Origin of the sequence: Methylomonas paludis (assembly GCF_018734325.1) — a bacterium.
Classification (GTDB): Bacteria; Pseudomonadota; Gammaproteobacteria; order Methylococcales; family Methylomonadaceae; genus Methylomonas; species Methylomonas paludis.
Genome location: NZ_CP073754.1, coordinates 3471067 through 3494952, shown reverse-complemented (window position 1 = coordinate 3494952; position 23886 = coordinate 3471067). Strand labels below are relative to the sequence as shown.

21 protein-coding genes are annotated in these 23886 nt (G+C 47.8%); 8 read left to right on the top strand and 13 right to left on the bottom strand.

Annotated elements, in window-relative coordinates:
* Positions 1 to 2 precede the first annotated feature (2 nt).
* Together panC and panD are read left to right on the top strand one after the other, a co-directional pair.
* A complete protein-coding gene (panC, locus tag KEF85_RS15915; RefSeq protein WP_215582219.1) occupies positions 3 to 854 on the top strand; it encodes a pantoate--beta-alanine ligase in 852 nt (283 codons plus the stop codon).
* Between the two features lie 126 nt (positions 855 to 980).
* On the top strand, positions 981 to 1361 hold the full coding sequence (panD, locus tag KEF85_RS15910; protein WP_215582218.1) for an aspartate 1-decarboxylase: 381 nt from the start codon (positions 981 to 983) through the stop codon (positions 1359 to 1361).
* A 513-nt stretch (positions 1362 to 1874) separates the two neighbouring features.
* Here the strand turns inward: panD and trpD are convergent.
* On the bottom strand, positions 1875 to 2918 hold the full coding sequence (gene trpD / locus KEF85_RS15905; RefSeq protein WP_215585208.1) for an anthranilate phosphoribosyltransferase: 1044 nt from the start codon (positions 2916 to 2918) through the stop codon (positions 1875 to 1877).
* A gap of 365 nt (positions 2919 to 3283) precedes the next feature.
* Positions 3284 to 4033, bottom strand: coding sequence for an HAD family hydrolase (locus tag KEF85_RS15900; protein WP_215582217.1), 750 nt, complete (start codon positions 4031 to 4033; stop codon positions 3284 to 3286).
* A 587-nt stretch (positions 4034 to 4620) separates the two neighbouring features.
* Between KEF85_RS15900 and KEF85_RS15895 the strand changes: the two genes are divergently transcribed.
* The 3 genes from KEF85_RS15895 (at position 4621) to KEF85_RS15885 (ending at position 7145) form a co-directional block, all read left to right on the top strand.
* Positions 4621 to 4863 carry a DUF2281 domain-containing protein gene (locus tag KEF85_RS15895; protein WP_215582216.1) on the top strand — a complete coding sequence of 81 codons (243 nt, stop codon included), beginning with the start codon at positions 4621 to 4623 and terminating at the stop codon, positions 4861 to 4863.
* Between the two features lie 563 nt (positions 4864 to 5426).
* Entirely contained in the window at positions 5427 to 5711 is a 285-nt protein-coding gene (locus KEF85_RS15890) for a hypothetical protein (RefSeq protein ID WP_215582215.1), read from the top strand.
* Positions 5712 to 5804: 93 nt separating this feature from the next.
* Positions 5805 to 7145 (top strand): ImmA/IrrE family metallo-endopeptidase, encoded by a 1341-nt coding sequence (locus KEF85_RS15885; RefSeq protein ID WP_215582214.1) that lies wholly within the window; start codon positions 5805 to 5807, stop codon positions 7143 to 7145.
* A 300-nt stretch (positions 7146 to 7445) separates the two neighbouring features.
* On the opposite strand, the gene KEF85_RS15880 is transcribed toward KEF85_RS15885, so the two are convergent.
* From KEF85_RS15880 to KEF85_RS15845, 8 genes are all read right to left on the bottom strand, one after another.
* Positions 7446 to 8987: a carbohydrate porin gene (locus KEF85_RS15880; protein WP_246534985.1), complete on the bottom strand. Its 1542-nt coding sequence runs from the start codon at positions 8985 to 8987 to the stop codon at positions 7446 to 7448.
* Between the two features lie 713 nt (positions 8988 to 9700).
* A complete protein-coding gene (gene dxs / locus KEF85_RS15875) occupies positions 9701 to 11563 on the bottom strand; it encodes a 1-deoxy-D-xylulose-5-phosphate synthase (protein ID WP_215582213.1) in 1863 nt (620 codons plus the stop codon).
* Between the two features lie 2 nt (positions 11564 to 11565).
* Positions 11566 to 13197 carry a copper resistance D family protein gene (locus KEF85_RS15870; protein WP_215585205.1) on the bottom strand — a complete coding sequence of 544 codons (1632 nt, stop codon included), beginning with the start codon at positions 13195 to 13197 and terminating at the stop codon, positions 11566 to 11568.
* Positions 13198 to 13202: 5 nt separating this feature from the next.
* The gene (locus KEF85_RS15865) at positions 13203 to 13565 is read right to left on the bottom strand and encodes a copper resistance CopC family protein (protein ID WP_215582212.1); all 363 of its coding nucleotides are present in this window, start codon (positions 13563 to 13565) and stop codon (positions 13203 to 13205) included.
* Between the two features lie 9 nt (positions 13566 to 13574).
* Positions 13575 to 14960 (bottom strand): aspartate aminotransferase family protein, encoded by a 1386-nt coding sequence (locus tag KEF85_RS15860; protein WP_215582211.1) that lies wholly within the window; start codon positions 14958 to 14960, stop codon positions 13575 to 13577.
* Positions 14961 to 15105: 145 nt separating this feature from the next.
* Positions 15106 to 15870, bottom strand: a complete 765-nt coding sequence (locus KEF85_RS15855) for a phosphorylase family protein (RefSeq protein WP_246534984.1) — start codon at positions 15868 to 15870, stop codon at positions 15106 to 15108.
* Entirely contained in the window at positions 15863 to 17824 is a 1962-nt protein-coding gene (gene shc, locus KEF85_RS15850; RefSeq protein ID WP_215582208.1) for a squalene--hopene cyclase, read from the bottom strand. Before shc ends, KEF85_RS15855 begins: the two co-directional genes overlap by 8 nt.
* Before the next feature lie 9 nt (positions 17825 to 17833).
* Entirely contained in the window at positions 17834 to 18925 is a 1092-nt protein-coding gene (locus KEF85_RS15845) for a phytoene/squalene synthase family protein (RefSeq protein ID WP_215582206.1), read from the bottom strand.
* A 451-nt stretch (positions 18926 to 19376) separates the two neighbouring features.
* Between KEF85_RS15845 and hpnH the strand changes: the two genes are divergently transcribed.
* From hpnH to KEF85_RS15830, 3 genes are read left to right on the top strand one after another with little or no spacing between them, the layout of a single operon-like run.
* A complete protein-coding gene (gene hpnH / locus KEF85_RS15840; protein WP_215582204.1) occupies positions 19377 to 20480 on the top strand; it encodes an adenosyl-hopene transferase HpnH in 1104 nt (367 codons plus the stop codon).
* Between the two features lie 51 nt (positions 20481 to 20531).
* On the top strand, positions 20532 to 21137 hold the full coding sequence (locus KEF85_RS15835) for an ABC transporter substrate-binding protein (RefSeq protein ID WP_215585202.1): 606 nt from the start codon (positions 20532 to 20534) through the stop codon (positions 21135 to 21137).
* A gap of 16 nt (positions 21138 to 21153) precedes the next feature.
* Complete coding sequence (locus tag KEF85_RS15830) at positions 21154 to 22158, top strand: MlaA family lipoprotein (protein WP_215582202.1); 1005 nt, start codon at positions 21154 to 21156, stop codon at positions 22156 to 22158.
* A 36-nt stretch (positions 22159 to 22194) separates the two neighbouring features.
* Here KEF85_RS15830 and KEF85_RS15825 read toward each other — a convergent pair whose 3' ends face one another.
* Genes KEF85_RS15825 through KEF85_RS15815 form a run of 3 tightly spaced genes read right to left on the bottom strand, consistent with a single transcriptional unit; the run spans position 22195 to position 23850 of the window.
* A complete protein-coding gene (locus KEF85_RS15825) occupies positions 22195 to 22710 on the bottom strand; it encodes an adenine phosphoribosyltransferase (RefSeq protein ID WP_215582201.1) in 516 nt (171 codons plus the stop codon).
* A 20-nt stretch (positions 22711 to 22730) separates the two neighbouring features.
* On the bottom strand, positions 22731 to 23624 hold the full coding sequence (gene ispA, locus KEF85_RS15820) for a (2E,6E)-farnesyl diphosphate synthase (RefSeq protein ID WP_215582200.1): 894 nt from the start codon (positions 23622 to 23624) through the stop codon (positions 22731 to 22733).
* Positions 23617 to 23850, bottom strand: a complete 234-nt coding sequence (locus KEF85_RS15815) for an exodeoxyribonuclease VII small subunit (RefSeq protein WP_215582199.1) — start codon at positions 23848 to 23850, stop codon at positions 23617 to 23619. The genes ispA and KEF85_RS15815 overlap by 8 nt, the downstream gene beginning before the upstream one ends.
* Between the last annotated feature and the right edge of the window lie 36 nt (positions 23851 to 23886).

Sequence of the window (23886 nt, the reverse complement as noted above, 5' to 3'; positions counted from 1 at the left end):
TTATGCAAACCATTTCCACCATTAAAGCCTTGCGAGCCTGTATCCGCCAATGGCGACAAGCCGGACACAGCATCGCGTTTGTACCCACTATGGGTAATCTGCATGCCGGGCATATACAGCTGGTAACCACCGCCAAGCAAAAAGCTGATAAAGTGGTAGTTAGTATTTTTGTTAATCCCACCCAGTTCGGCCCAACTGAAGATTTTAACTGTTATCCGCGTACCGAACAGCAGGATCAGGCCGCCTTGCTGGAAAACGGAGCCGATCTGCTGTTTTTACCGGCAGAAACCGAAATGTATCCGCAACCGGCACAAACCCGGATTAGCGTACAAAATTTGTCAGACATGCATTGTGGCGCCAGCCGCCCCGGTCATTTTGATGGAGTGGCACTGGTGGTGTGCAAACTGCTGAATATGGTACAGCCGGATTTGCTGTTACTGGGAGAAAAGGATTTTCAACAGTTAACCATAATCCGCCGCATGATAGCCGACCTGAACATACCCGTGGAAATACAGGGTGTAGCAACAGTCAGAGAGGCCGATGGTCTGGCCATGAGCTCACGCAACGGCTATCTGGATCAGGCGCAAAGGCAATTGGCACCCAAGCTGTATCAGGCATTATTGGCAGCACGTAGCGAAATTTTGGCCGGCAACCTTGATTTTCAAACTATCGTCGCCATTCAATGGCAAATACTGCAACAAACCGGGTTTAAGGTAGAATATTTCAACGTTTGCCGCAGCAGCGACTTGCTGGCGGCCGGCGCTGAGGACAATAATCTGGTGATATTGTTGGCAGCCAAACTAGGTAACACTCGTTTGATCGATAATATCTGCTTTTCCAGACCATTAGCCTGATAATCAGGCCAATTAGCTGTGTTTTGTCATAAAACCGTAGTTTTTTGGCATTTTGACATGCTTAAATTTGATAGCAACCGCGATTTAAGGCATAATCCCCAACCCTAGTATAGAACGTTGTTTACCATGCACATAAACATGCTTAAAGCCAAGTTGCACCGGGCGCGTGTGACTCATTCCGAACTGGATTACGAAGGTTCCTGTGCGATTGACAGCAAAATTTTAGATTTTTCAGGGATACGGGAATACGAGCAAATCCATATTTACAACATTAACAACGGTCAACGCTTTACCACGTACGCGATTAGAGCCGAAGAAAACTCAGGGATATTTTCCATCAATGGCGCAGCCGCACGTTTAGCTTGCCCTGGCGATCTGATTATTGTTTGCGCATTCGCCAGTCTGGATGAGAAGGAACTAAAAAACTACAAACCGACACTGGTTTATTTTGATGGCAACAACAACATAACCCATTCTCGTCACGCCATCCCTATTCAGGCCGCGTAACCGGCATTTCAACCACCACCCCAAGAGTGGTGGTTGCATTTTCTTTGCTACAAAAACCTACGATGTGCTAAACACAGCCCCGCACCTATAAGTCACACATCAATTAGGCTATGAATCGAGTACATAGGCTTTTCCGCAACAAACAACTTTACCAGCACCAACTACCATAGAAATAGTTAAACAAAGTCCACCGCATCAATCGCGACCACAACCCAGCCCTATAACTCACACATCCATTGGGCTATGAATCGTAGCCTCGATGCAGCAAAGCGGAATCGAGGACGTAGGCTTTTCCGCAACAAACAACTTTACCAGTACCAACTATCATAGAAATAGTTAAACAAAGTCCATCGCATCAATCGCGACCACAACCCAGCCTTATAAGTCACACATCCATTGGGCTATGAATCGTAGCCTCGATGCAGCAAAGCGGAATCGAGGATGTAGGCTTTTCCGCAACAGATATCTTTAAAAGCATCAATCGCAACCCGACCACAACCACAACACCTCTCATCACCCAATTGATTTTAATTGGCTATCTGCATAAGCCTTCGCATAATCCGTCAAAGCTCGCAACTTTTGTTTAGCCAAGCCATTTTCCAATACTTCCAACGCTTTTAACACCCCGGCCTGCAAGCTGTCGGTCAAATCTGCCGCGTATATGGCCGCACCGGCATTCAGCGCCACAATATCTCGAGCCGGGCCGGGCTGATTGTCCAACACCCCATGAATAATCGCCAAACTGGCCTGAGCATTAGCAATCGCCAAACTGGCCAGACTGCTGCGGGTAAAACCAAACTGCTCCGGCGTCAGCGTATAACAGCTGATTTCCCCATTCTTCAATTCGGCAACCTGCGTGGGCGCAGCGATGCTGATTTCATCCAGGCCATCATCGGCATGCACCACCAGCACATGCTGACTGCCCAATTGTTTCAACACCTCAGCCACCGGTCGCAGCCATTGACTGTCAAAAACCCCAATCAGCTGATGTTTGGCTTGAGCTGGATTAGACAGCGGCCCAATCAGATTAAACAGGGTTCTAACCCCCATTTCCTTACGCGGTCCCACCGTATGCCGCACCGCACTGTGATGATTGGCGGCAAACAAAAAACCCACGCCTATGCTGTTAATACAACGCTCCACCTGATCAACCGACATACTCAAGTCCACACCAGCCGCCTCCAGCACATCAGCACTGCCGCAACTGCTGGATACCGAACGGTTACCATGCTTGGCCACCTTACCGCCCGCTGCAGCCACCACAAAGGCCGCTGCAGTGGAAATATTAAAAGTATTGGCACCATCACCGCCAGTGCCGCAGGTATCAATCACATGCTCACCCAGAATATCCACCCGCTGAGCCAGCTCCCGCATCACACTCACCGCAGCTGCAATTTCCGCTACACTTTCACCTTTACAACGCAGCGCAATCAACAGACCGGCAATCTGAGCAGCCGTTAATTCACCGCTCATCATGGCTTGCATAATACCGCGCATTTCCGCAGTATCGAGATCTTGTTTATTAAGCAGTTTTTGCAGCGTAGCCTGAATTTGCATAGTCATCCGGTGTGTATATCACTTAGTACCAACAGGGTGGCGATTATAGCGGAATAGGCCGGGCAGGGGATTAACAAAAAACCAACGTAAAACCAACCTAGCCTCGATGCAGCAAAGCGGAATCGAGGTTGTAGGCCGCCAATACCAGCAACAACACCGTAACACCGCCGTTAACAATCACAGCCATATTTGCTTAAAAAAGCCACCCTGTTAACCCCCTCCATCCCACTACGTTACATCAAGGCCACAATCTGCAAAAAAAGCTACCGTAGCCTCGATGCAGCAACGCGGAATCGAGGTTGTAGGCCGCCAATACCTCAATTACACAAATACCATAATTAATACCAAACAACCATCACCACCGCTTAAACCAAAAACTCACCCAATTGCACCAGCTTAAAACCCGCAGCAACAGCCTCAGCCTGCTCGGCAGCGCCGTTATAACCCCAGGCAGCAAACAATAACTCCACGTTCGCCAATTCCGCCTGCTGCGCCACTTTTAACAAAGTCGGTAACCGGTCTTCGTAAAAATGCAAAGCCTGCTCAGGATGGCGATCTTGTAATATCTTCAACACCTCAATTTTGCTCAAATTGCGGTCAAGGCCAAAAATACGCTCATCAGCCAATTCAATACCGGCACCACTAAGGATCATCCTCACAAACCGCTCCTGCTTGGTCGTCACCACATACCAGTCACTATGCTGATTAAGCCGGGCCAGTTTCTCCACCACCCCCGCATACAGCGGATTCTGCCCAATCCAGCCGGCTTTGTCAGCGGCAATCCACAAATCTCGGGTGTCACCAAATAATTTTTTCAACTGGGCACTGTCAACCTGCGCCTCCTGCATCAACGCTTGAAATTGCTCAGCACAACCCTGATAAAGACTGTCCACCGTAGCACCCAAATAAAGGCTGCGCATGGCAAGAATCGCTTCATAGCCGGTTTCGATAATAGGTCTGGCCTGACGAAACAGCTCGACCATTTCCGTAGGTGCGTCCACCGGCATATCCGGCCAAATTTGGGTAGCGGCTTTCCAGCCGGAAATGCCGGTTTCGATGGCGCTGTCGCAGATCACGCCGTCGAAGTCTAGGGCGTAAATGATTGGGTTTTTCATGATTGGTAATGGGGGGTGCAAACCTACAAACCTATGGAGTCAAGTCTTGTCTTTTGCCAAAGGCAAAAGACAAGACTTGACAGTTTTTTCGCAATAAATTGATCTGTATAACGCATATTCATTCTCTTTGAGCAAACATTGCTATCCAGCAAATGCATAAACCTCTAAATTACGCATTTCCCGTTGAATAAGCAAAGGATAGGCCTTCTGATTAGGGGAGGATTAAGCGCCCAGCAAATTCCAGCCAGTCCGTCATCGAAGTGTAGTTCGTTTAATTTTTTAACTATCCGTCAAGAGCATTGTTATGGCAGAATAATAACAAACCGGATAGCCTTTTTATTGAATCTCCATATACCTGTACCTGACAGCTATTCATCATGAAACGCTGCCGGAATTGCAGCCCAATTCACCACTTGCACAAAAGTAGGCAAATTTCTTTCCGTAAAGGCTTCATAATAGTCGCCATTCCCATGTCTGCCATTAGATGTAGTTCGGCTGATTCCTTTTTCGGTATGTGTGCTCTGGCTCTAATTATTGCAAATCGGCTAAGCTTATGGAAGAATCACTATAAAAACAAGGAGTAATCCATGAACTTAGCGGAAACCATCTATCAGCACAGTTTAAATCTCCCAGATAACGCCGCACGGGAAGTTCTGGATTTCATAGAATTTCTGGAGCAGCGTTATTCGCTGATTAGACCGGTAACAAAAATTGAAAACGATACAGAGGCTTTTCTCACGGCTTTAGCTGGTGGTTTAAGTAAAGATTTTCCGGATGATATCTTTGACGCTGATTTGGGCATAGATACAAGCCGTAACTCGTTAGACTAATGGCTTATTTACTGGATACCAATGCTGCGATAGCTTTATTGAAGGAAAACCCTCAATTGTTACATCATGTTCGTAGGGTAGGTAGAGCTTCATTAAAACGCTGTGCACCTGTCGAAGCAGAATTGTGGTTCGGAGTGGCTATCTGTCATGATCACATAATAGCAAACCGGATAGTTACTATATTGAATTATTTTATCTGTGCAAAATCAGTCAGATAAAGTCAGAGTTTTTACAAATCGTTAGTTGGCTAAGGATCAAGGCAAACCTTGTTTTTACGCAGCCAAATGCAAAATGTCTTTAATCAGTATCAATGCCAATTTTTTACTCCCATAACCATACTCGATCAAGGCTTATGTAGCCGACGACCAACTTGCCCCCTATAGATAGCATGCAATATCCCCTGTGAAAGTCGTTTTTGACTATCGCAGATGTCTGGTATAGTTCAAGTTACTAAACTTTATCAAAAATTGCTTACTGGCATCTTGATTTATAGCAAAAGCATATTCGAGTAAAAAATGATAAGAAGATACAATCAATTCAATCACAAGCGTAAAATCAAAGAATTGACTGATATCGAATTGCAACAATGTGCAAAATTGGCAGATCAGGTACGCTATGGTGGGAATCCGGAGCACAAAAAGAATCCAGGCGATTTTGGACTTATATCACCCAGCGGTGCTAGACCAGGAAAATCACTGTGTGATGCGGTTAATATCTTTTCCAGAAAAATCGCCCTCCAATACCTCCAGTCCGGCTTACGCCGCGGACTGATCAGTGAACGATTTAACGGCGCTTGGCCCCAAAATATTTGGTCTGTTACCAATAACGGAGATGCTTTGGAAGCATAGCTTGAGAACCCGGAAACCGGCACTTATCACGGCTACCCGATGACGGAATCAGACCCTCTGGCTAAGGAAATAATTCGGCTATGGAACACCTAAATGACTATATTTAAGTTTAGCCACGAATGGGCATCTGCCGGGCAGGACATTCCAGAAGTTTTCCACACGATGGCCAATCTGGCGTTGCATGTTGGCGATGTCAACCTGATGCAGAATGAAGACATTTGGGCCAAGACAATTCGTGACTCGGCACTGGTATCGGCTTACCCGCTTGCCATGTGGTTGGCAGTTTCCTGGTGGAGGCTCAATTTTGAGCCTTTACCGGCTCATGGGGTAAACCCTGCTCTAGACTGGCGCATGGCCCATGAAATCGGCGCTGCCAATTATGGTTTTGTCTGGCCCAAGGCTTTATTCGCATCAGATTGCCAATTCATGCAAATTTGGGCGATTCCTTCCAATGCCAATGCCCAGCAATCTCTCCGTTATCTAAATGGATTGGATAGACCCGCGTCCATAAAATTAGCTGATTTTCAACATGGCGTGGAAAATTTTATTATCTCTGTTCTGGATCGCCTTGATGCCGTTGGCAGCCGAAATACCGATTTGTGGAATCTTTGGCAGTTGATAAAGGCAGAGCGCGCCGATCCGCAAAGTTTTAATTACCGTCGACTTGAAGCTGAACTAGGTTACGATCCGGATGAGTGTTCCGAAGAATTGATGATCAAGGCACAAGCGCTGGAACGACAAATTGGCACAGCAGCGCTTTCCGAGTTAGCGCCGGTATATGGCAGAACCAGCACTAATTCATCACTTAATGTCATTGCGGAAATTATTGGTAGCCCCGGCCTGACTGGTACACCGAACACACCGGTGCTAAAAAATGCCAAATCCACAACAGGTGTCCCTTGGCAACGTGCAGTTGAAGTTGCGCGTGAATTACGCCAATCGCTAAGTAATAAGCATGGCGTGATAGACAACCAGCAGCTTTACGGCTTATTGGGGCTATCCTCCGCGCAAGTAGATGCCTGGACGCCTGTTGCACGTAACAACGCTGCTATTGGCATTCCAGGTAGCAATAACCAATTTAAATTCGTACCCCGCAAAGCACACCCGCTAGCCAAGCGTTTTGAATTGGCACGTCTGCTCGGCGACTATATCTTGACCGAAAATAAACGCCAGCAATGGTTAACAAGTACCGATTTATCTACTTCCCGGCAAAAATATCAACGTGCGTTTGCCGCTGAATTTCTTTGCCCTATCGAAGCCCTGCAGGATTTTTTAGGGCATGACTATTCGGAATCAGCAATTGACGACGCGACAGAACATTTTCAGGTAAGCCAGACCATGGTAAACAGCTTATTAAGAAACAATGGACTGATTTTTTCGCCGTTTATAGGCGATTACCCCGAAGCCAGATTACCTTATCAATTGGGCATCTGAAAATAATTCTTGATCGCCGTAATCTTAGCCAATAAATTCGGCCCGGGCTCTGTTTGAATATCGTTTTAGCTTGGCTTATTACCCAACTAACTAATCAGTTGCGGATTGAATCCCACATACCCGACAGCAATTTCATCATTAATAAGTCTTGGATATGCTTTTGATCAATCTTAACATTGGCATAGGGCATCGAGCGTGCAGCATAATAACCAACCGCCCGTTGATTTCACCTGATTATCGGTTCATGGCCTTGTAACCACCCCAACACCTGATTCATGAGTTGCTGAGCGCAATTTGGCACTAAAACTCGACGTGAATTCTGGCGCCAAAAATATCCACCGGGCCGCGGGCGGCGTTATAGGCAGGGTTGGCAATGTGTTGGTAGTCTGCGGTTAGCCAGATGGTATTCCAAACGTTGTAGCTGTAGAAGATATCAACCACTTGCTCAGGACTGTAAGTAATTTTACCGTCGCCGATAAAACCATCAATACCGCCCATACTCAGGTATTGAATATGAGATTTGGACAGCCAGCCCTGGGCGTAGCCTATGCCGACCGTGTCTTTGCGGCGGCCCCAGCGGGTGCCTTTAATCAAAGAACCCAAGGAAATGGATTGATCGGTGGAGGTGTAGGAATAAACCTCGGTTTTGCCGTCCGAATACATGCCTCTGAAGAACAAGCCGACATCGTCAAACAGTTGCTGTTCCAGATTCAAGCCGATACCCATTTTGACATTCATTTTCCGCGCCCAGCATAAATCCGGCGCACTGGCATTGTTGGAGCCGTAATTAAAACCGGTACAAGCGGTGGCGTTATCGGCAGGGTTGGTGTTAAAGGCGGCAATGGCATCGCTGAAGCTGCCCATATTTTCCTGATTACGATAACCCAGTATCCTGATAGCGCCGGGCTGGTCGTCCAGCAGCACATGGCGGTGTTCCACTTCGATTTGCTGGCCAAAGTATTTGAACGGTTCGATATCCAAAGCCAGCTGATTGGGGTTTCTGGGTGCCAGCATGTGGCCAAATTTGTACGACCAGTTGTCATAATCAAATTCAGCTACCACGCCCCAGCTATAGCCTCTGGCATCGGCAGCAAAGTCGTAAGCTGCATAGCTTAAAAATGCCATGTTGTTAAATTGTCTGCGCAAATCGCCGGAATAGCTGTTTTTGTCAAAAAAATCCAGAATACTAAAGTTACCGGCTCTTAACACAAAGCGGCGGCTGTCCTCAGTCGTGCCCAATTGCATGGGGTCCGACACCACGGTTTGCTCGCTGCCGCCAAAGCCCCAGGTATGTTTAAAAAACATTCTGGAGACATAATAAGACGGTTCCTGGGTGCCGGATTTTTGCAGTTCAAAGTTTTGGATCACGCTACCCAAACCTTTGAGTCCAGATAAGGCGCGTTCGGATATAACTTCCGGGGCAAAATAAAACTCGCCGCCATTCCACAGCTTGGCGCCAAAGTATAAGGTGGCGGTGCCGGTAAAGCTGCGTTCCTGGCCCGGTAATAATGAGTTGCCGCTGTCGTTGAAATTGGTGTATTGGGCCGGAAAGGCGCTTTTCCAGCTGTTGATAAAAGTCATTTGCCCATACAGATTCCAGCGTTCGTGATGAATATCATGCAAGCCTTTGTCGGCCAGATATTGCATTAAGTCGTAACCATCGTCCCGTGCGGATGGCTCGGCCGATTCGGCCTGGGCGTTGCCATGACATAACCACAGAAAGATCAGGGTGCAACTCAGGATTAGACCTTTTAATGATGGCGTGATGTCAGGCCGCCATTTGAACAGACTGGATTCAAAAGGCAGGATGCGATAGCTTGAATGGCAGGCAGAAAAAAGCACGGTGACCCAATACAGTTTGAAGATTTATGACAAGAGACAGACAGCTCCGCAATTGATATTCAGGGTAACCATTCTAGATGCCGTTAGCTGGAATCTGGTTTCGAAACCCTCGCACACTGCGTTTCTTGAGGCTACGTTCAGATTTGGCTTAACTTTGCGGCCAGATTTGTAACTACTCAGCGTCCAATTATCTCTTTTAAAATTTAAAAGGTGCTCGTAGGATGTGCTAAACGCAGTACAGCGCATCATTCCATTCCACGCTAAGCACTTGTCTAAAAAGATCAGCGACCTTACAAAGAATAATTACCCGGTTTTTTGCTTAAAAACTGTCCTCATCTTAAGCCAACTATCCAGCTCCAACTTTGAAAAGGCTACTGTTGCTGTTTTGCGTTGTTTATAGCAAGAAAATCGGCTAGTTGGCGGCCCGTAGCCTCGATGCAACGCAGTGGAATCGAGGGATACACCGCGTAGCCTTAAGCAAACAAGGGTTAGGGCTGATTTTACAATGGTCGCAACGGCTTAAGCCCAAATCAACCATTAACACAAACATAGCTTAAGTTTAACCCGTTTACAGAGCTGAACGACAGTTTGACCGATATTATCAAACTATACATAAAAATTTTGTCAAAATTACGACAAGAATTACTTGGTTGTGGCTAAGAGTATGACCACGCCATTATCCCTGATAATGGCGTGGTCAGTGCTGAGTAGTTTCAGGCCAATACTTTTTCAATTTTGGCCAAAATACCGGCGACATCCAGGCCGCTTAAGGCCAATAATTCTTCCCTGCTGCCCTGTTCAATAAAGGCATCCGGCAAACCGATATTCAGCACCGGCATCAAAATTGACTGGGCTTGCAAAAATTCATTGACGGCACTGCCTGCGCCTCCGGCAATCACGTTTTCTTCCACGGTGACAAACGCGTCGTGGCTTTTGGCCAACTCCAGGATCAGGTCTGCATCCAGGGGTTTGACAAAGCGCATATTGACTACAGTTGCTCCCAGTTTTTTACCTACTTCAACTGATGGTGCCACCATGGAACCCCAGGCCAGGATGGCCAGACGACCGCCCTGATGTCTGATTTCCGCCTTGCCGATCGGCAGGGTTGTTAAAGCTTTATCGATGACGGCGCCTGGGCCTTTGCCGCGTGGATAACGCACGGAAGCCGGGCCGGGATGATAAAAGCCGGTGCTTAACATTTGCCGGCATTCGTTTTCATCGGCCGGAGCCATGATCAGCATATTGGGTATGCAACGCAAGTAGCTGTAATCAAAGCTGCCGGCATGAGTTGGGCCATCGGGACCAACCAGACCACCGCGATCCAGGGCAAACAGCACATCCAGATTTTGCAAAGCCACATCGTGAATCAACTGGTCATAGCCGCGTTGTAAAAAAGTGGAATAAATCGCTACGACCGGTTTACCGCCTTGGCAGGCTTGACCAGCCGCTAAGGTAACGGCGTGTTGTTCGGCGATTGCCACGTCAAAATAGCGTTTGGGGTAGCGGCGGGAAAACTCCACCAGGCCGGAACCTTCACGCATGGCCGGGGTAATACCTAACAGGCGTTCATCCTGTTCTGCCATATCGCACAACCAATGGCTGAATACTTCGGTATAGGTTGGATGTGTTGAGCTGCCGGATTTGGGCAGGCTATCCTGGGTGGGGTCAAAAGCCGGTACGCCGTGATAGGCCAATGGGTCTTTTTCTGCCGGGGCATAACCTTTACCTTTTTTGGTGACTACATGCAGAAACACCGGTCCGGTTAAATCTTTAAGGTTTTCCAGGGTGGAGACCAGCACATCGACATCATGGCCGTCTATCGGGCCAAAGTAGTTAAAGCCCAATTCTTCAAACAAAGTACCGGGCACGATCATGCCTTTGACGTGTTCTTCGGTTTTACGCGCCAGTTCCCAGACGCTGGGCATTCTGCTCAGGGCTTTCTTACTTTCTTCGCGTACGGAAGAGTACAGTTTGCTGGACAGCACCTTAGTCAAATAATTATTCATCGCGCCAACCGGCGGTGAAATTGACATGTCGTTATCGTTCAAGATCACCAGCAGATTAGCGTTCACATCACCGGCATGGTTCATGGCTTCAAATGCCATACCGCCGGTAATACTGCCGTCACCGATGATGGCAACCATTTTTTTATCTTCGCCGCGCAACTGGCTGGCGATGGCCATGCCCAACGCCGCACTGATGGATGTGCTGGAATGACCTACGCCAAAGGCATCGTATTCGCTCTCGGCGCGGCTGGGGAATGCCGATACCCCGCCCAGGGTACGAATAGTCGGCATACGATCTTTGCGTCCGGTTAAAATCTTATGCGGATAAGCCTGATGCCCTACATCCCATACCAATTGGTCGGTTGGCGTATCAAATACATAATGCAAAGCCACAGTCAGCTCCACTGTACCTAAACCGGCGGAGAAATGCCCACCGGAAATACTGACTGTATGAGTCAGGTAAGCGCGCACTTCATCGGATAAAGCCTTCAGGCTTTCTTTCGGTAAGCTGCGGACGTCGGCAGGGCTATGAATGTCTTTTAATAAAGGGTAATCGTTAGTCAGGTTCATAATCAGTAGAGGGGTTCACGATAGAACATCAGAATGACGCCTATTTGGAACAAGGCGAACACCGAAATAAAACCGGCAATATTTTTGCCGGGTGAATCAAGCTTGAGTTCCAGCCAGCGGCCACAGGCTAAAATCAGAGAAAACACGCCCATCAAGGTGTGACCCACCTGAATCAGAAACGCGCTTTTAGCCTCAAAGCCGACATGAGAATGGGCCAGCAGCATCATGCCGCCAAATGCCGCCAACAACGGAAAAACATAAGGCAAAACGCCTTTATTGCCGTTAAGCCGGGCCCGAATTTCCATTAGACCCAACACAAATACCAGCAGCGTAGCGATGCGGTGTTGCAGAATTTCGCCGTTGTTAAAAGTGCTTTCCCAAAAACCCAGCGGTCCCAGCGGCCAACTTTCTGCATCGCTGCGGAAGAACAGAAAAATACCCAGCAACATAAAGCCCACCGGCCAAAACCGCGCCCAACGAAACCGGTTGGAGAATGACAGCATGGCAAAAAAACTCATTACCGTTAAGAATATGCCGGCAATATTATGGTTGTAATCAGACCAGGCGGTTGCGGCTTCTGACGGTATCTGGCCCACTATCGCCACCCGGCCTGCCTCACCGGCCAGCAGTGCCTCATGGGTGGGCGATTCCCAGCGCGGCACTCTGGGCGCAAACATGTTCAGCACTTCCTGCCAGGTTGCGGTCAGATGCGGAATATCAACGGCCGGCGGCTGGGAAGCCAGGCTGGCGGCGGTAAATAATATGGTCAGCAAAATCAGGATTTCTACTTCCAGATAATAAGGCACCCGGGTGGTTAGGGCATACATGCTGTGGCTGACGAAATATTGTTTAACCGTGCGATGATTTAACCAGGCAAAAAACAGCGCCAGGCCCATCATTAAGATTTTCACGGTTAACAAATTGCCGTAGCCGGCACCGATAAAGCCCTGGAAAGTCCGAATGTAATACCATGCCAGCGGTGTGCCGGACGCCAGTAAAATGGCTACTGCGGCTATGCCTAAGAAAGTAAAGCGGTTAAGCAGCATGGGCCATAATTCTATGGCTATGGCATTTTGTTTTTTCAAACGCCACAAGGCCAGAATTTGCATGACCCCACCCACCCAAACGGCGGCTGCCGCCTGATGGATGACAGTCAGACTCATCAGAAATTCGCGGTCTTCCAGACGGCTGGCACCATGCACCAGCCAGGCAGCGCATATCATCAAAGGGATGATAATGGCGATAGCCAGTAACCAATGCAATTTGGAGCGGGTATTATGTTTCAGGCTGTGTTTGATGAATAACACCAGACCAAATGCAAAACCGGCGCGCAGGATTCCGGCCTGGAACTGCAAGGTATTAAAAATAGCCGGGAATGGCGATTTACCCAAAGTAGCAACCATCAGCCATATTTTCAGGCCGATTTTAACCAGCTGGGTTAATACCAGGGCCTTGCTGCCGAAATAAATCAAATCCACAGTTTTATCAATCAGCGCATTATTGTAATGAACCTCTGCTTTGCGCCAAGGACGCAGCACAAACAGGCTCCAAAACAACCCGCCGATAGCCATGGAAAAAAAGGCCAGATCAATACCGCCGATCAGGGAATCTAAATAGTTGGCAATACCTTCCATAAAATTCACTTCGTACTGGTACGAACAAAAAAGCGCAGCAGATCCTCACTCAGATGACCGTCCGCGGCAAATATTTTAAGTTTAATCGCGTATTCTCCAGGTGGCAAAGCGGGCAGATCCAATATCACTTTACCGGGATTTGCCCCCGGCTTGGCATTGATTACTTGCATTTTATCGCCCAGACTAACCAGAAAAACTTCGGATAAATCCAGCTCGACTTTGGAGTTGAATGACAATTCAACTTGGCTGGCCTGATTAACGGGTACCGGTTTCAGTTTTAAGGAATTATGGGTCACCACCGCATGACTGTAAGCGGTATTAGCGGCCAGCAATAAGCCGATCAAAGTAAAATATTTTAAAAATTGCATAGGATTAACTTACTTCCTATTTTTGAGAGCATGTCCGGCAAGATTTTTGCCGAGCGTCCAAATGGAACCGGTTACCTGGTGGGTATCGGCGATAGTTTTATCCAAGGCACCAATAACCCAATCGCGGTCTTTTGGTGTTAGATTCAAAGGCGGCAGCAGTTTGACGACATTCATACCGTGCCCGGCCACTTGACTGAGCACCCGGTGTTCTTTGAACAGCGGTATGGTAATCATTTGGCAGAACAGACCTTTATTGGCGGCTTCCAGCATGGCCCAGGCCGCTTTCAGGGACAGGCTTTTCGGTGACTGGAATTCGATGGCTATCATCAAGCCTTTACCACGCGCTTCTTTAAGAAACTCATACTGGCCGGCACTGGCATTAATCGTGCCGATAATGTCTTCACCGACTTTTGCGGCGTTTTGGATCAGGTTTTCGGTGCGCAATACTTCCAGCGTTGCCAAACCAGCCGCCATAGCCATATTGTTTTTGGAAAAAGTGGAGCCATGCACAACAGCCCTATCCATGCGGTTGAAAACGGTGTCCATTATTTTGCTGGTCATCGCCACGCCACCCACCGGCACAAAACCGCCGGATAGGGCTTTGGCCATCAAGATCATGTCGGGCTTGACCTGCCAGTGTTCAACAGCCCAGAATTTACCGGTACGACCGATACCGGTTTGAACTTCGTCAGCCACAAACAGGGTGCCGTATTTTTTACACAGGCGTTCAACTTCCGGAAAATAATTATCGTCTGGCACGTTAACGCCTTTACCCTGGATAGGCTCGACAATAAACGCGGCCACATCTTTACTGCTCAGGGCTTGTTCCAGCGCCACCAGATCGTTAAACGGTATTGCCGCGCAATCCGGTAACATCGGGCCAAAACCTTCACGGAAAATTTCCTCGCCATTCAACGCCAGCGAACCCATGGTCAGGCCATGATAGCCATGTTCGCAATACAAAATTTTGGTGCGTTTGGTGGTGTAACGGGCAAATTTGATCGCCGCTTCCACCGCTTCAGTACCGGAATTACAGAAAAACATTTTATCCAGATTATCCGGAGTGGTCGCCAGGATTTCTTTAGCCAGCAAGCCGCTGAGCAGGGACACATCCATCTGCACCAGATTAGGCAGTTCCAGGGTCAGCGTTTCCTGTAAGGCGCTGATAACGGTGGGATGATTACGCCCAACTGCAAATACGCCAAAACCGCTTAATAAATCCAGATATTCGTTACCTTCCTGATCATAAAGATATTGACCCAAGGCTCGTTTATAATTTCTGTCATAACCGATAGTTCTCAATACCCGCACCATCTGGTTATTGAGATATTGCTCATGCAAATCGAATTTACTATCGAAATGCTGAGAAAAAAGATCGGAAATACTAAAAGACATGAAATACCTCGTATGTGATTTCGAATTGACGAGATGCCACTAAATCAACACTGCAAGTGAGCCGCAGAGGCTATTCACAAGCAGGCAGGGTGAAAACCGTATTAAAAAATTTATGGCCGATAACATCTGATGAGTCCGTTTATGCCTATATATAAGCCTGATGGGCAAAACTGAACAGATTATCCAGTTGTTTAGCGACCGATTTAAGTGTTTTACCGGCAGCGTTAAAATTTAAACCCAGTTTTATCAAAGCCGGAATTTCCCAGGGATGGCTTAACAGGAAATACAACAATTTGCCCAATTCAATCTTACCATCGGCATTTAAGGCCACTACTACTGCTTTGGGTAAATCCAGCGTCACTGGATCAGCAATGGCCCGTATCGCCAGACAGGGAATGCCGGCGCTATGCCCCACTGCAAATACAGCAGCGCTTTCCATATCCAAGGCCACTGCACCGGTTTGTTTATACAGAGTTTGTTTGTCGGTACTGGCCGCCACTATGCGGGTGCTTTCCAGCAAAGTACCTGAAACTACCGGTAAATCTGTGGCCAGCACGCTGTGCAGATGCGCCAGCCAATCGGCATTTACCGGATAAGCCGACGCCTGGGCAGACTGTACCTGAGTGGCTAACAGTAAATCGCCGGGTTTTAAGTTAGGCGCCAAGCCGGCAGCACAACCCCAGCTGATTAATGCCGTTGCGCCTTTACTAAGCAGTGACTGAGCGGTTTGTTGTGCATTAAGCCCTCCGGCACCGGCAAAGCCGAGCAGGATGTTTTCGGCAATCGCCACGCATTCACCTTTGACCAATTTACGTTTGGTCAAAGTTGCCACTTCTTCCGGCAAAGCCACTACGATGCCCAGCAATGGGCGCGTTGCAGCAGCCTGCGCTGCATCAAAACGATTAGGCACCTTTATTTAGCTCATTGCGATATCTAGCTAATGCCCATAACGGGAAAAACTTGTCATAACCATGATATTTTAAATAAAACACCCGCGGAAAACCCGGTGCGGTAAAGCATTTGTCTTCCCAGACGCCATCCACTTGTTGGGTACGCAGTAGAAAATTAATCCCGGCTTTTACTTCAGTACTGTTAACTTCGCCGGCGGCGATCAGGCCCAAAACTGCCCAGGCGGTCTGAAAAGCGGTACTGAAATGATAGCGACCCCGGTAAGCTTGGTCGTCGTGGTAGCTCAAATTATCTTCGCCCCAGCCGCCGTCTTCGCGCTGAACGCTTTTTAACCATTTTGCAGCTTTAGCGTACATCGGATCTGTTTTCGGCACATTGGTTTGCTCCAGTCCCAATAGGGCAGACCAGGTACCATAGATGTAATTGGTACCCCAGCGGCCAAACCAGGAACCATCAGCTTCCTGTTCACTGCGAATATAATCGATGGTGCGTTGTAAGGCCGGCAGATATTCCTGATGATTTTCGGCAACACGCGCCATCAGCATCGCACAACGGGCGCTGACATCAACCGTAGGCGGGTCCAGCAAAGCGCCGTGATCGGCAAACGGGATTTCGTTCAGATAATAATAGGTATTATCGACATCAAATGCGCCATATCCACCGTTTTTGGACTGCATGCCGGCTATCCAGCGGGTTGCTCTATGGATAGACTCGTCAAGATTGCTTAATTCCGAGTCGGCCATGGCAAAACCCACCACGGCGGTATCATCCACATCGGGATAATGCGGGTTGGCAAATTGAAACGCCCAGCCGCCACCAGCCAGCTCAGGCTGGCGTATCCGCCAGTCGCCGGGTTCGTCGGACAGCTGTACACTTTTCAACCAATCATAAGCCAAATTCAAACTGGCCTGATTGGCGGTTTTATCCACTTCCTGGATCGCCAAGGCCGCCAGAGCGGTATCCCATACCGGCGACAGACAAGGTTGGCAATAAGCCTCATCTTCTTTAATAACCAGCAGCTTATCGATGGCCTTACGGGCAGTCACCACCTGCGGGTGATCCGCCGGATAGCCTACCAGCAGCAAAGCTTCATAGGCATTGACCATAGCCGGGAAAATACCTCCCAGGCCATCTTCGCCGTTTAAACGTTCTGAAAACCAGTCCACGGCTTTTTGCACCGCGAGCTTATGCATTTTGTGCGGAATCAGGGGGCGAGTGACGCGACCCAATTTATCCAGACCTAAAAAGACTTTATTCAATAAGGTGCGTTCTGGAAAATAATGCTGCTCCTGATCCGGGTGCACGACAAATAATTCCAGGATACTGACTTTATGCGGATTCTTGGCTTTGGCCTGTAAGGTACACAGAATAAACAAAGGTACCATCACGGTACGAGACCAGTAGGATACTTTATCCAGATGAAACGGAAACCAACTGGGGAACAGCATGATTTCCACAGGGATGTAAGGTACACCACGCCAAGGCAATTGCTCAAAAATTGCCAGGGCAATTCTGGTGAAAACATTAGCGCGTGCCGCACCGCCCTGGCCGAGTATCCAGTTGCGCAGATTAACCATGTGCGGGGCATCAACCGAGTCGCCGGCCATTTTCAGGGCGTAATAAACTTTGACACTACAGCTGATTTCACCGGGGCCGCCGGTAAACAGCGGGTAGCTGCCATCGGCAGACTGGCGTTTGCGCAAATACACGGCAATTTTGGCCTGCAGCTCGACATTAATATCATCCAGATAATGCATCATCATGATGTATTCGGCTGGAATGGTGCAATCGGCTTCCAATTCAAACACCCAATAACCATTAGGGTTCTGCAGGCTGATTAATTTTTCCTGAGCGCGGGCAATTGCCGCGTTGAGCGAAGCCAGAGTGTCTTTTTTCGCGCTGACAGTGTTAGTTGTATTGTGACTAGGGGTCTCTACATGAGCTTCTGTAAACATGGTGATTCCTTAGTGTCCGCTAGGCGATAGAGGTAAATACTGCCAGTCCGGTGTTTTAAGATTTCGGCTAAACAGATTAAAAATAAGTGTCAGCAACCAGTTGTTGCGCACAGTAAATTTGCTGATCAGAATAGTGGTTTTTACACTGCGCCGGCTGATTTTTACCTGACTGGATTCATTGAAGTTCAGGTTTTCCTTGATTTTTTTCAGAGTCAGCACTGCCATACCCAAAGCCCACAGGCAAAAATTACGGATACCGGTTTCATGGCTGGGCAGCAATTGGGTATACAGCAAGGCATTTTCCAAATGGCCGCGGGCGATATTAATCAATCGGCTCAAGCCGCGTCTAAAATTCTGGTCATTGGTTTCAGGCGTCAGGGTGCCAAGATCAAAACCGGCTTCGTTAAAAATGTCTTGCGGCAGCCAGCAAACCCCACGTTGGGCATCGTCCCAGATATCTTTAAGGATATTGGTCATTTGCAAGCCTTGGCCAAAAGACACAGACAATTTAAGCAACTGGTCACGATGCTGGTTAATCTCCTGCGAATAATGGCAAAACAGTTTTGCCAGCATTTCACCGACACAGCCGGCTACGTAATAGCAGTAGTCGTCCATATCTTTCATGGTTTTTAAGCCGGCGTGTAAATCCAGAGCCTGATAAACCGGCATACCGTTGGCCATGGTTTCCACGCAAGCAGCCAAAGCATCAATTTGCACTGGATCCAGGGTATGAGTAATAGCAATAACTCTGGGTGTAAGTTGGATCAGGCTGTGTTCGGCAGGTATGGTCTGTGCAGACAACAAGGCGGCCAGTTCGCGGCTGAAATCTTCTGCAGCGGCACCGGTTTTGACAATTTCAATAAAACGGCTGCAAAACAGCTTTTTTTGTTCAACCGTAAGTGATACTTCATCTTCAATAGTATCAACTATCCTGCAAAGCAAGTAAGCATTGGCGACTGCTTTATACAAGGCAGCGGGCAATTGGGGGATAGTCAGCGCAAACGTACGCGACACACCCTCAAGCAATATGGCCTGAAGTTCATCGTCAGCTAGCCCGGCAAGTGCCGTCGGGTCTTCGATCAATGGTTTCTGTGCGGTCATTGGTGATAAGTCAAAATACTGTTACGGAATTATTGACAATAATAGACTGTTTGTTGGTATTTTGCAAAGCGGTGTTGCGTTATTGCAAAATTCAGCAGGACGGCAGCGATGCATCAGCAACAGCTTTAGATAGGCTTTATAAAAAATAAATTAAAATCAATATATTAAATGCTAAAAATCACTAAGGCCGATTAGGCAAAAGCCTTGTGGTGAACATGTAACACTGGGCGTCAAGCGCTGGAATCCGTTGTTTTTTCATTTAAATGCTGGAGTGTTGCAAAAAAAAGTAGTATTCTTGCCACAAATTATAGCGAGATTAACCGGTAATTTTTCGAATCTATTGAAGATTATAGGGTTTTTCTAAATTAAGACGGTTTTTACGGGCTAGGATTTGTTGTGATAGCACAACAACACCGTAAACTTTGTAGTGTGGATCTTGGAGAATGAATCAGTGAGTGTACCTTTACGTCAACAAATTGCGGTCGGTAGTTATTTAATCAAGCAAAAAATCAAAGGAGTGAAAAAATATCCCCTGGTATTAATGCTGGAACCGTTGTTTAGATGTAATCTTGCCTGTGCAGGTTGCGGCAAAATCGATTATCCGGATGACATCCTGGATAAACGCTTATCCGTTAAGGAATGCCTGGATGCCGTGGATGAATGCGACGCCCCGATGGTGTCTATCCCAGGCGGGGAGCCTTTGATCCACAAAGAAATGCCGCAAATCGTTGAAGGCATTATTGCCAGAAAAAAATTCGTTTACCTGTGCACCAATGCTTTGCTGCTTAGAAAAAGAATCAACGATTACAAACCGTCTCCCTATCTGACTTTTTCCATTCATTTGGATGGCAACCGTGATCGCCACGATACTTCAGTATGTCAGGAAGGTGTGTTTGATATCGCTGTCGAAGCCATCAAACTGGCGCTGGGCAAAGGTTTTCGCGTTACCGTTAACTGCACACTGTTCCAGGGCGAAACCCCTGAAGAGGTTGCCGAGTTTCTTGACTACGCCATGGAACTGGGCGTAGAAGGCGTTACCATTGCCCCTGGCTTCAGCTATGAACACGCACCAAGACAAGATGTATTTATTAAAGGGGCGGATGTAAAAAATCTGTTCCGCAATATTTTCAAAATCGGCAAAACCCGCAAATGGAAATTAAATCACTCCTCACTTTACCTGGATTTTCTGGCCGGCAATCAAAATTACGACTGCACACCTTGGGGTAATCCAACCCGTAATGTGTTCGGCTGGCAAAAACCTTGCTACTTGCTGGCAGACGAAGGCAATGCCGGTTCTTTTAAAGAACTGCTGGAAACCACACCGTGGGAAAAGTACGGTACTGTGAAAAATCCCAAATGCGCAAACTGCATGGCGCATTGTGGTTACGAAGCGACAGCGGTTGAAGATACTATGGCACACCCCATCAAAGCCTTGCTGGCCGTACTGCGTGGCCCGAAAACTGAAGGCGATATGGTTGCTGAAAAGAAACCCCAGTTTGCTATAAACCCTAAAAAAACTACTATTAGCGATATTCCTGTCAAAATAGAGTCTTGATTCATTTCTGGTCGGGATCGACGCTTTGCAAAAGAGGTTTTGATGACAAATATGCTAAAAAAAATATACTTGGGTTTTATCGTTTTGATTATGCTGGCTTTCTCCGGAATAGCCGCCGCTGATGAAATTTCAGCAAAACAGGTTGTGGAGGAATTTCAGAACGATCTGATAGCCGTAATGAAACAGGGTAAAGAGCTGGGCTTTAAAGGTCGTTACGACAAGCTGGATGTTGCGGTTAAAAAAAGCCACGATCTGCCCAAAATAGCCCGGATTATCGTTGGTAAACACTGGGAAGAATTATCCCAGGAGCAACAGGCCAAACTGGAAAAAGCCATCAGCCAGCTGAGCATCTCGGCTTATGCGCATAACTTTAAAGATTTTTCCGGAGAATCCTTTAGCTTTATTTCCGAAGAGGAAACCGGTCGTGGTGGTGTCGTCGTGCATACCAATTTACATATACCGGGCGAGAAAGACGTTAAATTCGATTATATGATGAAGAAAAAAGACGAGGGCTGGCAAATTATTAATATAATAGCCGACGGTGTCAGTGATTTGGCCTTAAAGCGTTCCGAATACACCAGTGTCCTGAGTAAAGACGGCTTTGATGCATTAATCGCTAAAATCACTGAAAAAATTGACAACTACGCAACACAGTAATTTTTTAGGTTTTTTGATGGTTAACCTCAACCAGTTTTTGACTGGCAAGTCGGCTTTTTCTCGTAGTTTATTAGTTTCCAGCTTATTACTGGCCGGCGGATGTGCCTCAACCGGCTCTAATCCGGATCAAGCCAATAAAGCCGCTGAGACAGAAAAAAGCAGTGTTGATCCGTATGAGAGCTTTAATCGTTCAATGTTCAAATTTAATGATCATTTGGATGATTATGTCGCCAAGCCGATATCCGATGCCTATATCTGGGCCACCCCGGTTTTTCTAAAATCCGGGGTTTCCAACTTCTTCAGCAATCTCAAAGATATTAATGTGGTGTTAAACGATCACATGCAGGGTAAATTTGAGCAGGGTGCTGAAGATACCGGACGTTTCCTGACTAATTCCACCGTGGGCTTGCTGGGCTTTTTTGATGTTGCCACTGATCTGGGACTGAAAAAACATGAGGAAGATTTTGGTCAGACTCTAGCCGTTTGGGGGGTACCGCAAGGCGCTTATCTGGTGCTGCCGGTTCTGGGACCCACCACAACCCGTGGCCTGCCGGGCAGTATTGTGGACACTGCCGCCAATCCAAGCACTTATGTGGGCATGCCGGTGCAATTGGTTTCCATGTTAAACGCCAGGGCCAATGCTGAAGGGGCGTTAAAGTTTATTGATGAGGCGTCAATAGATCCTTATGTGTTCACCCGCGAAGCTTATCTGCAAAACCAGCATCATTTAATTACCGATGGTCAAGGCGGTTCCAGTGTCGATATTTTACCGATGGAAGACGATTTTACTCGCGAACTTGAAGCGGATGATACCCCCAAAAAAGCTGGAGGCACTGCTGTAAAAGAGTCTCAAACCGGCGTGGCGCTGGATAATGCGGTTGCGGCTTTGGATAAGGCTTCCACTTCCTTTGAAGAAAGTTCGGAAAAGTTGGATAAGCTGAGTAAGAAGCGTAAGCACCACAGACACCCGGCCAAAAAAGTATTGCCGCCTGCACCAGCGGCTGAATCTAATCCGCAATAACTTATCAGTCTACAGCCTCGATCCGTCCAATTATTACTAATAATGCAGCAAGGAATGGACTTCATAGCCCTGGAGTTTCTCCCGGCCTTGCAGGAAATCCAGCTCAATCACAAATCCGCAAGCCACTACGCTGGCACCCAGCAGTTCGATCAACTCGCAACTGGCTTTTGCCGTGCCGCCGGTCGCTAACAGATCATCTATCAACAATACCCGGTCTGTACTATCCAGGGCATCTATGTGAATTTCCAATTGTGCCGAGCCGTATTCCAGATCATAGCAAATACTCTGCACATCATAAGGCAGTTTACCCGGCTTTCGGAGCGGTATAAATGGAATACCCAGTTCCCAGGCCGCCAGCGCTCCAAAAATAAAACCGCGCGCCTCCATGCCGGCCACGGCGGTTATATCTTTATCCAGAAACGGCTGTATCAATAACTGGATCGCCCGTCGGCAAGCCACCGGGTCTTTAACCAGCGGGGTAATATCCTTAAACACAATCCCCGGTTTGGGGAAGTCAGGTATGTCACGGATTTTTTGTTTTATGCTCTGCATGGCAGCCCCGGTGGCTTGGTTTAATGGCTACGCTGAATAATATAAAGCGACAGATCGCGCAATAAATCGGCCTCGCTGCCGAAATCACTGAGGCTGGCTACGGCTTGCTCATGCAATTCCCGGGCTTTTTGTTTGGCTCCTGCCATACCCAGCAAGGCCGGATAAGTGGGTTTGTCGTTATCGATATCTTTACCCTGAGTTTTGCCCAGCGTGGCGGTATCGCTTTCCACATCCAAAATATCGTCTTGCACCTGAAATGACAAGCCTATGCATTTAGCATAATGATCCAGATGTTTAGCCACATCCGCTTGCAGGCCGGTTTTAGACAGCACAGCCAAATTCACACTGGCCCGAATCAGCGCACCGGTTTTATGGATATGCATATTTTCCAGTTCCGGCAGACTGAGTTTGATCCCCACTGCCGCCAAATCAATAGCCTGACCACCCACCATGCCTTGTGAGCCGCTGGCTTTGCCAAGGGTGCTAATCATTTGCAAACGGGCTTCGGCACCCACTGTAATGCTGGGGTCGTGACTTAACACTTCAAATGCCAGCGCTTGCAGAGCATCGCCGGCCAAAATGGCGGTCGCCTCGTCAAACGCCTTATGGCAGGTAGGTTTACCGCGGCGTAAATCATCATTATCCATGGCGGGTAAATCATCATGAATCAAGGAATAGACATGGATAAATTCCACGGCACAGGCCTGAGCATCCAGCTGATCTTCACTCAAGCCCAGCGCTTGTCCGGTAGCGTAAGTCAATAAGGGCCGGGTGCGTTTGCCGCCGTCCAAAACCGAATAACGCATGGCTTGATGCAGGGTTTGCGGCAAAATATGGGCAGCAGGCAAGCGTGCGTCCAGTGCCAGTTCCACCCGTTGTTGACAGGCGCTAAGATAGGTTTTTAAGTTACTCATCGTGAAATGGCTCCAGTGTTTGTTGACCGTTTTTTTCTAACAGAATCTGAACTTTTTGTTCAGCATCTTGCAAGGCTTGCTGGCAAGTGCGGGTTAATTTAATACCGCGTTCAAAAGCCTTAAGCGATTCTTCCAGCGGAATATCGCCTTGCTCCATTTGCTCGACAAGCTTTTCAAGTTCTTCCATAGCGTCTTCAAACAGGGATGGACTTTTTTTTCTGGACATAGACTGTGGCTTGGGCAGGAATCAACCGCTAATTAT

Coding starts and splice junctions, on each gene's coding strand:
- panC (WP_215582219.1), top strand. CDS start 3: ATGCAAACCATTTCCACCATTAAAGCCTTGCGAGCCTGTATCCGCCAA.
- panD (WP_215582218.1), top strand. CDS start 981: ATGCACATAAACATGCTTAAAGCCAAGTTGCACCGGGCGCGTGTGACT.
- trpD (WP_215585208.1), bottom strand. CDS start 2,918: ATGCAAATTCAGGCTACGCTGCAAAAACTGCTTAATAAACAAGATCTC.
- KEF85_RS15900 (WP_215582217.1), bottom strand. CDS start 4,033: ATGAAAAACCCAATCATTTACGCCCTAGACTTCGACGGCGTGATCTGC.
- KEF85_RS15895 (WP_215582216.1), top strand. CDS start 4,621: ATGAACTTAGCGGAAACCATCTATCAGCACAGTTTAAATCTCCCAGAT.
- KEF85_RS15885 (WP_215582214.1), top strand. CDS start 5,805: ATGACTATATTTAAGTTTAGCCACGAATGGGCATCTGCCGGGCAGGAC.
- dxs (WP_215582213.1), bottom strand. CDS start 11,563: ATGAACCTGACTAACGATTACCCTTTATTAAAAGACATTCATAGCCCT.
- KEF85_RS15870 (WP_215585205.1), bottom strand. CDS start 13,197: ATGGAAGGTATTGCCAACTATTTAGATTCCCTGATCGGCGGTATTGAT.
- KEF85_RS15865 (WP_215582212.1), bottom strand. CDS start 13,565: ATGCAATTTTTAAAATATTTTACTTTGATCGGCTTATTGCTGGCCGCT.
- KEF85_RS15860 (WP_215582211.1), bottom strand. CDS start 14,960: ATGTCTTTTAGTATTTCCGATCTTTTTTCTCAGCATTTCGATAGTAAA.
- shc (WP_215582208.1), bottom strand. CDS start 17,824: ATGTTTACAGAAGCTCATGTAGAGACCCCTAGTCACAATACAACTAAC.
- KEF85_RS15845 (WP_215582206.1), bottom strand. CDS start 18,925: ATGACCGCACAGAAACCATTGATCGAAGACCCGACGGCACTTGCCGGG.
- KEF85_RS15835 (WP_215585202.1), top strand. CDS start 20,532: ATGCTAAAAAAAATATACTTGGGTTTTATCGTTTTGATTATGCTGGCT.
- KEF85_RS15830 (WP_215582202.1), top strand. CDS start 21,154: ATGGTTAACCTCAACCAGTTTTTGACTGGCAAGTCGGCTTTTTCTCGT.
- KEF85_RS15825 (WP_215582201.1), bottom strand. CDS start 22,710: ATGCAGAGCATAAAACAAAAAATCCGTGACATACCTGACTTCCCCAAA.
- ispA (WP_215582200.1), bottom strand. CDS start 23,624: ATGAGTAACTTAAAAACCTATCTTAGCGCCTGTCAACAACGGGTGGAA.
- KEF85_RS15815 (WP_215582199.1), bottom strand. CDS start 23,850: ATGTCCAGAAAAAAAAGTCCATCCCTGTTTGAAGACGCTATGGAAGAA.